Source organism: Luteimonas sp. BLCC-B24, from assembly GCF_028550595.1.
In the GTDB taxonomy this organism is placed as follows: domain Bacteria; phylum Pseudomonadota; class Gammaproteobacteria; order Xanthomonadales; family Xanthomonadaceae; genus Luteimonas.
The window spans coordinates 756,750-765,698 of sequence record NZ_JAQQGN010000002.1; the positions used below are offsets into that span (position 1 = coordinate 756,750).

Here is an 8,949-nt window from a genome sequence, read left to right on the forward strand (position 1 = left end):
TGTTCCCAAACGACTGCCGACATCCGGTTCCCGCTCCTGCCTGAAAGCTGCCCCGCACCGTCCGGCGCGAATTTGACGTTTTAGCTTACGCTGGACGCCCTGTGGCATGCCAAGAGCAATGTTCAGCGAAGACAGCAGACTGCGCACCGGCCCGGTGCGCTGCGCCTGGCGCGACTATCACCGCGGCCAGGCCGCCGAGGCGCTGGTGCGCCCGTGGCTGGCCCTCGAACTCGACCGCCCCGACGCCGCGCTGGACCTGACGCGCGATGCGCGCGGCCGTCCGGCGCTGACGATCGACGGCCGTTCCGCCGGCCCCGACATCAACTGGAGCCACAGCGGCGCGCTTCTGCTGGTCGCGCTGGGCGACGGCGTGCGCGTCGGCGTCGATGTCGAGTGGCTGCGCCCGCGCCCCCAGGCCATGGCGCTGGCCCAGCGGTTCTTCGCGCCGGGTGAGGCCGCCGCGCTCGCGGGAATGGCGCCTGCCGTCGCCGAGGCCGCGTTCGTACGGCTGTGGTGTGCCAAGGAAGCAGTGCTCAAGGCCCACGGCCATGGCCTGTCGTTCGGGCTGGACCGGCTGGAATTCAGCGCCGGCCGCGACGGCTGGACGCTGACCGCCTGCGACCCCGCCCTCGGCGCACCGGCCGACTGGACCCTGCACGCGTTCGCGCCCCGCCCCGACTACCTCGCCACCCTCGCCTGGCGCCCGCGCGCCTGAACCCGGGCGGCGCGGCCGTAGACTAGGCGGATGATTCCGTCCGACGATCCCGCGCTGCGCGCCGAACTCGACGCCGGCCTGCACGCGCTGGGCCTGGCGCCCACGCTGGCCGGTCCGCTGCTCGCCTACCTCGACCTGCTGGCGCGCTGGAACCGCACCTACAACCTCACCGCGATCCGCGACCCGCGCGAGATGGTCACCCGCCATCTGCTCGATTCGCTGGCGATGGTGCCGCATGTCACCGGCCTGCCGACCCTGGCCGACCTCGGCACCGGCCCCGGTCTGCCGGGCATTCCGCTGGCGATCGCCCTGCCGGCGCTGGAGGTCACGCTGGTGGAGTCCAACGGCAAGAAGGCGCGTTTCCTGCGCGAGGCCGTGCGTACGCTCAGGCTGGCCAATGCCGAGGTCGCCGAATCGCGCATCGAGGCCGTCGAGCGGCCCGGCGCCTTCGCCGCGATCACGGCCCGTGCGCTCGCCACCCTGCCCGACATCCTGGCCGCGGGCGGCCACCTGCCCGCGGCCGACGGCCGGCTGCTGGCGATGAAGGGCGTGCGCCCCGACGACGAGATCGCCGCGCTGCCACCGGGCTGGGCGGTGCGCGACATCCACCCCTTGCGGGTGCCCGGGCTGGACGCCGAGCGCCATCTGGTGGTGGTGGGACGCACGCCGCCGCAGGGGGCATAATCCCCGGTCCGGCCGTCGTCGCGACGTCCGGCCTCCTTCCTCGGACCCCCGGAGCCCATGGCCCGAATCATCGCCATCGCCAACCAGAAGGGCGGCGTCGGAAAGACGACGACGGCCGTGAACCTGGCCGCGGCCCTCGCGCGCACGCCGCTGCGCGTGTTGCTGGTCGACCTCGATTCCCAGGGCAACGCCACCATGGGCTGCGGCATCGACAAGAGCATCGTGCCGGTGTCCACCTGCGACGTGCTGCTGGGCGAGGTCGAGGCCGGTGACGCGATCGTGCAGACCGAGGAAGAGGTCGACCTGATCCCCGGCAACACGGATCTTACGGCCGCCGAGCTCGAGCTGATGGACGCCGAGGGCCGCGAGCAGCGGCTCAAGCGCGCGCTCGAGCCGCTGCGCCCGCGCTACGACTTCATCCTGATCGACTGCCCGCCGGCGCTGTCGCTGCTCACGCTCAACGCGCTGACCGCGGCCGACTCGGTGCTGGTGCCGATGCAGTGCGAGTACTACGCGCTCGAAGGCCTGAGCGCGCTGCTGCAGACGATCGACGCGATCAAGCAGAGCCTCAACCCGGACCTCGAGGTCGAAGGCGTGCTGCGCACGATGTTCGACGTGCGCAACAACCTCGCCAACGCGGTCTCGGGCGAACTCACCAGCCACTTCGGCGACAAGGTGTTCCGCACCATCGTGCCGCGCAACGTGCGTGTGGCCGAGGCGCCGAGCCACGGCCAGAGCATCGTCGGCTACGACCGCGCCTCGCGCGGCGCGGTGGCCTATCTCGGCCTCGCCGGCGAGATCGTCCGCCGCCAGACCGAGCGCGGCAAGGCGTCGCCGGCCGCGCCGGCGCCCCCCGGAACGGAGACCCCGGCATGACCACGCCCAAGACGCCCGCCAAGGCGCCGGCCAAGAAGCGTGGCCTCGGCCGCGGCCTCGAAGCCCTGCTCGGCCCCAAGGCCGCCGCCGAGGCGCCGCCGAGCCTGGAAGCCACCGAGGCCGACACCCTGCGCACGCTGCCGGTGGATGCGCTGACCGCCGGCAAGTACCAGCCGCGCAAGCACTGGGACGCCGACAAGCTCACCGAGCTGGCCGAGTCGATCAAGGCCCAGGGCGTGATCCAGCCCATCGTCGTGCGCGAGCTGCCGGACCGCACCTACGAGATCATCGCCGGCGAGCGCCGCTGGCGCGCCTCGAAGCAGGCCGGCCTGGCCGACGTGCCGGTGGTGGTGCGCAACGTCGAGGACCGCACGGTCGTCGCGATGGCGCTGATCGAGAACATCCAGCGCGAGGATCTCAACCCGCTGGAAGAAGCACAGGCGCTGCAGCGCCTGATCGACGAATTCGACCTCACCCACGCCCAGGCCGCCGAAGCGGTCGGCCGCTCGCGCGCGGCGGTCTCCAACCTGCTGCGGCTGCTGGAATTGCCACCGGCGATCCGCATCCTGGTCGAGTCGAAGCAGCTGGAAATGGGCCACGCCCGTGCCCTGCTGACCCTGTCGCCCGACCTCGCCAGCAAGCTCGCCGCCGATGCCGTCGAACACGGCTGGTCGGTACGCGAGGTCGAGCACCGCGCGCAGCAGTTCGCCGCCGGCCGCGTACCGGGCGGTCCGGGGCGCGCGGTCTCCAAGACCAAGGCGCGCCCGCAGGCCGACATCGTCTCGCTGGAGAACGAGCTGTCGGAAACCCTGGGCACCCGCGTGTCGATCGCCAACGGCCGCGGCAACAAGGGCCGGCTGGTGATCCACTACGGCAATCTCGAGGCGCTGGACGGCGTGCTCGAGCGGCTGCGCGCCGCGCGCGACTGATCGCGCGGCGGCGCCGCGCATGCGGCGTGTCGAGCGCGGCCGGTCACCGCGCTCGACACCTGCGATCACGCTGGTGACGCTCACCCCGGGAACACGGGCTGCGGCCGCTGTTGCCCTGAACGCCGTGCGCGCCGGCACCCGGCACCTAGGGTCGGTCCGGATGCCGCGTCGACGGGCGCGGCCCTAGGCTCGAGGCCATCCCGCTCGCGCCACGGTGCCCCCATGTCCGACCCCGCCCTGCTCGGCCCGCTCGCCTCCCCCACCCGGTTCCCCACCTCGCCCGCCGCACCGTCCGACGTGGCGGCGGCACGCACCGACGCGCAGATCGAAGACACCGCGCGCGCCATCCTCGACACCGGCGACCGCTGGCTGATCGCCGACGACTACGACGCGCGCGCAGTGCATTTCGCCGAGGAGATGGCCGGTCTCGCCCCGGCCGACCAGGCCCGCCTGGTGCAGGAGGTCCTGCGGCAGGATCCCGGCGCGCTGGCGTCCTGGATGAAGCTCGACATCGTCGACCGCATGCAGGCCGAGGGCCGCATTTCCCAGGACGGCTACGAGGCGATCGCCAGTGGTTTCGTCGAGGCCTACAACGCCGGCGCGCTGAATCAGGCCCAGGCCGAGCAGTTCCTGCAGATCGGATCGATGATCGACCGCGCGCCCGGCATCGCCGACCAGCCGTTCACCCGGATGCAGGATTTCCTGGCTGCAGCCGGCAGCACCGACGGCGCCGAGCGGTTCCGCGAGGATTTCGCCGAAGCGCTGCTGACACGCTCGCTGTCCGACAACGCCGCGTGGGCCGTGCATGCACCGGGCCTGGCGATGCAGATCGCGGCCGGCTCGAATGATCCGGACATGCCCGCCAACGTCTTCAACGACGTGCTCGAGGCCAACGGCGGCAGCGATGCCACGCGCGACACGCTGCTGGCCGCGATCGGCGACTCCACGATCGGTTTCCGCAACAGCCAGGGCGTGGTGGACGCGGTGAATCCGCTGGCGACACTGATCGATTCGGTCGCCGCCCAGCCCGGCACCACGCAGTGGAACGACATCGCCGTGGGCATCGCGCGGTACGCCGAGTCCGGCAACGACGACGTGCTGTTCGATGTCTACAACGACGACGCGCCGTTCGCCGATACCGCGAGCGCGCTGAGCGGATTGCTGGCCAGTGACCACGGTGACGCGATGCTGACCGCGCTCGCACACTGGGACTCGCGGGCCGTACCCCAGGGCAACGAGCATGCACAGCAGTTCGGCGCCAATGCGATCCAGCTGGGCAACCTGATGCGCATCACCGCACTGAACCCCGACAACCCCGGCGCGCAGCAGGCGATGGACAGCATCCAGGCCTGGACCCAGGTGCGGAAGGACTATCTCAATGGCGTCGAGGGACGCTATCCCGACGGGCTTGATGTCTCCACCGCGCGTCAGCAGCTGGGCGTCCTCGGCGGCGCCGCGTTCGACGCGGTCCAGCAGATGAAGATCGACCAGGACAACCGTGCAGCGGCGACGCAGGCGCTGGTCGGCTTCGTCGTCGACATCGGCCTCGCCTCGGTGCCCGGGGGCGGCAAGATCAGCAGCCTGATCGCCGGCGATCTCAAGAGCGCGTTCGGCAACAATCCCGCCGTGGATCGCCTGATCGACCAGGCGCTGTCGAGCGGCGACACGCTCAGCGCATCCGCGGTCGACCAGCTCAAATCCGACATCGCCGGCGCGCTCGACGACCAGCAGGCCGACCTGGCCCTGCTGCGCACCGATGCCAGCCACTTCGTCACCGACGCCGTGATCAGCGGGCTGTCGGGGGGAAGCCAGGCCGACGGCGGCCAGTCGCATCGCGACATCGTCGAAGGGCACATCCAGAACGTGCAGGACGATATCCGCGACAATCGCAGCTGACGCCAGACCGCAGCGCCCGCGTCCGCCTGACGGCTGGCGCGGGCGTCGTCGCGTCTGGTGCGTGATGCGGCGTTGCGCCGCTGCGTGATGCACCCGTCGGATCGGCGTACATCGTTCGGCGCGTGCGCCGTTGCGGCATCAGCTGCGCGCCCGCGACCGGCGCCGCGTCGCGCTCTGCGGCGCGCGACGGAACCGCCGCGCACACAGAGTTCGAGCGAGCGTCAGCGTGCGTTCGGGTCCGGCACAGCGGGTCGCCGGGTGTGGCTCGCGTTCAACGCCCGCCACCCCCTCCGCCGCCACCGCCTCCGCCCGAAAACCCGCCACCCCCACCCCCGAACGAGCTGCCCGAGGCACTGCCCGGCGGCGTGGCCGACGCCGCGATCTGCGAGGCGAAGCCGCTGCCGATCGCCTTGCTGAAACCGGCGATATCGCCCGGCCCGGAACTGCCGCGCCCGCTCGCGTGATACCAGGCCATCGACGTGGTGGCCGCGGCGACCGCCGCGCTGCCGACGGCGGCGGTGAATTTCTTCGTCCACGCGTCTTCCACATCCAGCGCCACCGCATACGGCAGCAGCGTTTCGAAGCGGCCGGCGTCCAGCGCGGGTTCCGGCGCGTCCGGCCCCTGCAGCCGCTGCAGGTCCTGCCTGTCGGCGACGGTGAGATAGCGGCGGAAGCCCTCGATGCGGTCGCGCATCGCGCGGCCTGCCGGCGTCGCGGCCGGCAGCAGGAACGCGAAGGCGAAGAACGTCACCAGCATCGCGCCGAATACCGGCACCGCGAGCGCGAGGCCGGTGCCGGTGCGGATGCCGAACAGCACTGCCGCGCACAGCGACACGCCCGCGATCAGCGCCATCAGCGCGATGCTTCCGCCGTTGGGCCGGTACAGGCCTCCGCGGAATCGCGTGCCCATCGCCTGCTTGATCCGGCGCTGGTGGCCCGAGAGGAGGGTCTGCATGCGGCGGGCATGGGTGTTCTTGAACTCCAGCGTCTCGCCGCTCTCGAACAGGTCCGTCAGCAGTGCCTGCTGGCCGGCCTCGAGCGCGCCGTCGCCGTGGGCGCGGGTGATGCGCCACTCGTCGCCGAGCCGCTTGCCCTCGCGATGGATGCCCACGTGGCCGGCAACCGCCAGCGCCAGCACGTCGGCCGAAAACGCGCGCGTGTCCACGTGGTTCTTCTCGATGTAGCGCAGCGTGGCCGGCGACAGCGCGTCGGGCGGGTCGTAGGTGACGACGATCGGGCCGGGCTTCGGATCGCGCCCCACCTGGCGCCAGCGCACCAGGCCGAACACCAGCATCGCCATCCAGCCGGCCAGCGCGATCAACGCCGCGCGATTGTCGCCGAGCAGCCGCGCCAGCCGCTGCTGCCGCGTCGGCTCGGGCACCAGGCCCTTGGGAAACGCCAGCGTCGTGGTCAGGCCTTCGCCGGGCTGCAGCGGCGCGGTCAGCGTCCAGCGCGCCTGGCCGGGGGCGGTGATCGCGGCCTCGCAAGCCTGCGCGCGTGAGCCCTGGGCGCCGGTCCAGCATTCGGCCAGCAGCGCGGTCGCGGGCACCGGCTGCGGCAACTGCAGCGTCGCGCTGCCGGCTTCGATGGGGAAGTCCCAGCCGGTGCCGATCGCATTCCAGTACAGCTCGTCGTGCGCGTCGAAGAAACCGACCTGGCGCGTGGCGCGGTAGCGCAGCGTGTAGGTGAACTCGGCCGGCACCGGCAGCAGATCGTCGTTGCCGGTGTTGATGCGCACGCCGTTGGACAGCCGCTCGATGAAGTACGGCTCCGGCCGGCCGTCACGCTGCAGATCGAGCATCTCGAACTGCACCGTGATGCGGTTGCCGTGCCGGTCGCGGTAACGCGTGGGAAACGTGCGATAGACGCCGCGGCGGATGTTCGTGCCTTCGGCGCGCACGCGGATGCGCTCGGTCACCTCCAGGCCGCCATCCGCATCGAGACGCAGCGCGCTGTCGTAGGACAGGATGCGCTCCTGCGCCATCAGGGGCGCGGTGCACAGCAGCACGAGAAACAGCAGCGCCCGGATCGTCGACACACGCACCTCCAGCAGGTGTCGCCGGAACGGTCGGGCGACGGTCACATCGGATGCTAACCCGACGTCAGTCGTGGCATCAGACGCGCGCGCTCCCGCGCGCCGTGCCAGTGTGGTGGCTGCGCGACCCGCGTCGCGCGGCACGCTCGCATTCGATCAAGGACGGTCCATGACGTTTCGCCACATCCTCGACACCATCGGCCAGGCGGCACTCGACGCGCTGTTTCCGCAGCGCCGCGCGCGGCGCGCCCTGCGCGCGAAATGGGGTGCGCCGGGCGAGCGCGAAGCCATGGCGGCATCGCAATACTTCACCCTGACGCGCGGCGCCGCCCCCGACGACGTGGTGGACGACCAGACCTGGACGGACCTGGAGTTTCCGCGCCTGTTCGCCGATCTCGATGCCACCGAAACCCCGCTCGGCAGCCAGTATCTGTATCGACAGCTGCGCAGCTGGGGCGCTGCGCCGGACGCGGTGGCCGCGCACTACGCCAGCTGCCGCACGCTGCAGCGCGAAGCCGCGCTGCGCGAGACGATCCAGCTGCGCCTGGCGCCGCTGGACACGCTGGGCGCGGCGCAGATCGCGAGTTTCGTCTTCGGCCCGCCGCCCGGGATCGCGCGGCTGCACCGGTGGCTGCCGGCGTGGAGCCTGGCGTGCGTGGCCCTGCTCGTCGCCGTCATCGTGCTCGCATGGCCGATCTGGATCGTCCTGCTTGCAGTGGGCGTCAATCTCGGTCTGATCCTGCGCTACTCGACGCCGCTGTTCCGCGACATCGAACAGCTCAAGGGCTGCCACCGCATGCTCCGCACCGCCGATGCACTCGCCGCACTCCGGCACACGGGCCCGGAGCTGCCACAACTCGCGCGCCTCGCCGCCGAGGCGCCACTGCGGCGCAAGGTGCACCGCGCGCTGGGCTGGATCTCGATCCTCTACTCCCCCTGGGTGCAGAGCATCGCGGTGTGGTTGAACCTGCTGTTCCTGGTGGAGCTGTCCGCCCACGCGCGCACCGTGTCGCGCTTCGGCCGCGTACGCGCGGAGCTGGCCTGCATCTTCGACAGCGTGGGCGCGCTGGACGCCGCCATCGCCGTGGCCTCATATCTGCAGCGTCGACCGGCGCATTGCGAGCCCGTGATCGCGGACGGCGCACTGCTGGATCTCGTCGATGCCACCCATCCACTGGTCGCCCGCCCCGTTCCCAACAGCCTCCGGCTCGACGGCCGCTCGGCTCTGATCACCGGCTCCAACATGGCCGGCAAGACCACCTTCATCAAACTGATCGGCATCAACCTCGTCCTCGGCCGCACGCTCGGGTTCTGCTTCGCGCGCGCCGCCACGCTGCCCGACACCCGCGTCATGGCGGTGATCCGCGGCGAACACTCGGTCGAATCCGGCAAGAGCCACTATTTCGCCGAAATGACCGCCATCCGCAGCTTCATCGACCGCGCGCAGCGCGGCAGCTGCCGGCTGTTCCTGATCGACGAACTGTTCAACGGCACCAACACCGTCGAACGCCTCGCCGCAGGCCGCGCGGTGCTTGAACGCCTCGGCCGCCATGCCCAGGTGCTGGTGACCACGCACGACGTCGAACTGCAGGACGACATCGCAGGCCCCTATCACCTGTACTACTTCCAGGAAGACCCGGACGTCGACGGCTGGTTCGACTATCGCCTGCGCGCTGGCCGCACCGACCGGCGCAATGCGATCCAGCTGATGGGGCGGAACGGGTTTCCCCGCGATCTTGACCTGCCCCCACTGAGCCGTACCACTCGAAGCTAGGTAGAGTCCGTCACCGAGAGAGGACGGACATGCGCAAGAG

Annotated in this window: 7 protein-coding genes; 6 read left to right on the forward strand and 1 reads right to left on the reverse strand. The window is 71.2% G+C overall.

What is annotated here, in order from left to right; all coding sequences use genetic code 11:
- The first annotated feature begins 118 nt into the window (after nt 1-118).
- From PQS31_RS07800 to PQS31_RS07820, 5 genes are all read left to right on the forward strand, one after another.
- Nucleotides 119-715, forward strand: a complete 597-nt coding sequence (locus tag PQS31_RS07800) for a 4'-phosphopantetheinyl transferase superfamily protein (RefSeq protein WP_272762097.1) — start codon at nt 119-121, stop codon at nt 713-715.
- A gap of 30 nt (nt 716-745) precedes the next feature.
- Nucleotides 746-1,399 carry a 16S rRNA (guanine(527)-N(7))-methyltransferase RsmG gene (gene rsmG, locus PQS31_RS07805; RefSeq protein ID WP_272762098.1) on the forward strand — a complete coding sequence of 218 codons (654 nt, stop codon included), beginning with the start codon at nt 746-748 and terminating at the stop codon, nt 1,397-1,399.
- Nucleotides 1,400-1,456: 57 nt separating this feature from the next.
- Nucleotides 1,457-2,275 carry an AAA family ATPase gene (locus tag PQS31_RS07810; RefSeq protein WP_272762100.1) on the forward strand — a complete coding sequence of 273 codons (819 nt, stop codon included), beginning with the start codon at nt 1,457-1,459 and terminating at the stop codon, nt 2,273-2,275.
- Nucleotides 2,272-3,204: a ParB/RepB/Spo0J family partition protein gene (locus tag PQS31_RS07815; protein ID WP_272762101.1), complete on the forward strand. Its 933-nt coding sequence runs from the start codon at nt 2,272-2,274 to the stop codon at nt 3,202-3,204. The genes PQS31_RS07810 and PQS31_RS07815 overlap by 4 nt, the downstream gene beginning before the upstream one ends.
- Before the next feature lie 222 nt (nt 3,205-3,426).
- Entirely contained in the window at nt 3,427-5,100 is a 1,674-nt protein-coding gene (locus PQS31_RS07820) for a hypothetical protein (protein ID WP_272762102.1), read from the forward strand.
- Nucleotides 5,101-5,371: 271 nt separating this feature from the next.
- On the opposite strand, the gene PQS31_RS07825 is transcribed toward PQS31_RS07820, so the two are convergent.
- Nucleotides 5,372-7,183 carry a DUF2207 domain-containing protein gene (locus PQS31_RS07825; protein ID WP_272762103.1) on the reverse strand — a complete coding sequence of 604 codons (1,812 nt, stop codon included), beginning with the start codon at nt 7,181-7,183 and terminating at the stop codon, nt 5,372-5,374.
- A 121-nt stretch (nt 7,184-7,304) separates the two neighbouring features.
- On the opposite strand from PQS31_RS07825, the gene PQS31_RS07830 reads away from it, so the two are divergent.
- Nucleotides 7,305-8,909 carry a hypothetical protein gene (locus PQS31_RS07830; protein WP_272762104.1) on the forward strand — a complete coding sequence of 535 codons (1,605 nt, stop codon included), beginning with the start codon at nt 7,305-7,307 and terminating at the stop codon, nt 8,907-8,909.
- The last annotated feature ends 40 nt before the right edge of the window (nt 8,910-8,949 follow it).

What these genes read in the sequence shown, in the direction of transcription:
- PQS31_RS07800 (WP_272762097.1), top strand. Translation starts at nt 119, where the DNA reads ATGTTCAGCGAAGACAGCAGACTGCGCACCGGCCCGGTGCGCTGCGCC.
- rsmG (WP_272762098.1), top strand. Translation starts at nt 746, where the DNA reads ATGATTCCGTCCGACGATCCCGCGCTGCGCGCCGAACTCGACGCCGGC.
- PQS31_RS07810 (WP_272762100.1), top strand. Translation starts at nt 1,457, where the DNA reads ATGGCCCGAATCATCGCCATCGCCAACCAGAAGGGCGGCGTCGGAAAG.
- PQS31_RS07815 (WP_272762101.1), top strand. Translation starts at nt 2,272, where the DNA reads ATGACCACGCCCAAGACGCCCGCCAAGGCGCCGGCCAAGAAGCGTGGC.
- PQS31_RS07820 (WP_272762102.1), top strand. Translation starts at nt 3,427, where the DNA reads ATGTCCGACCCCGCCCTGCTCGGCCCGCTCGCCTCCCCCACCCGGTTC.
- PQS31_RS07830 (WP_272762104.1), top strand. Translation starts at nt 7,305, where the DNA reads ATGACGTTTCGCCACATCCTCGACACCATCGGCCAGGCGGCACTCGAC.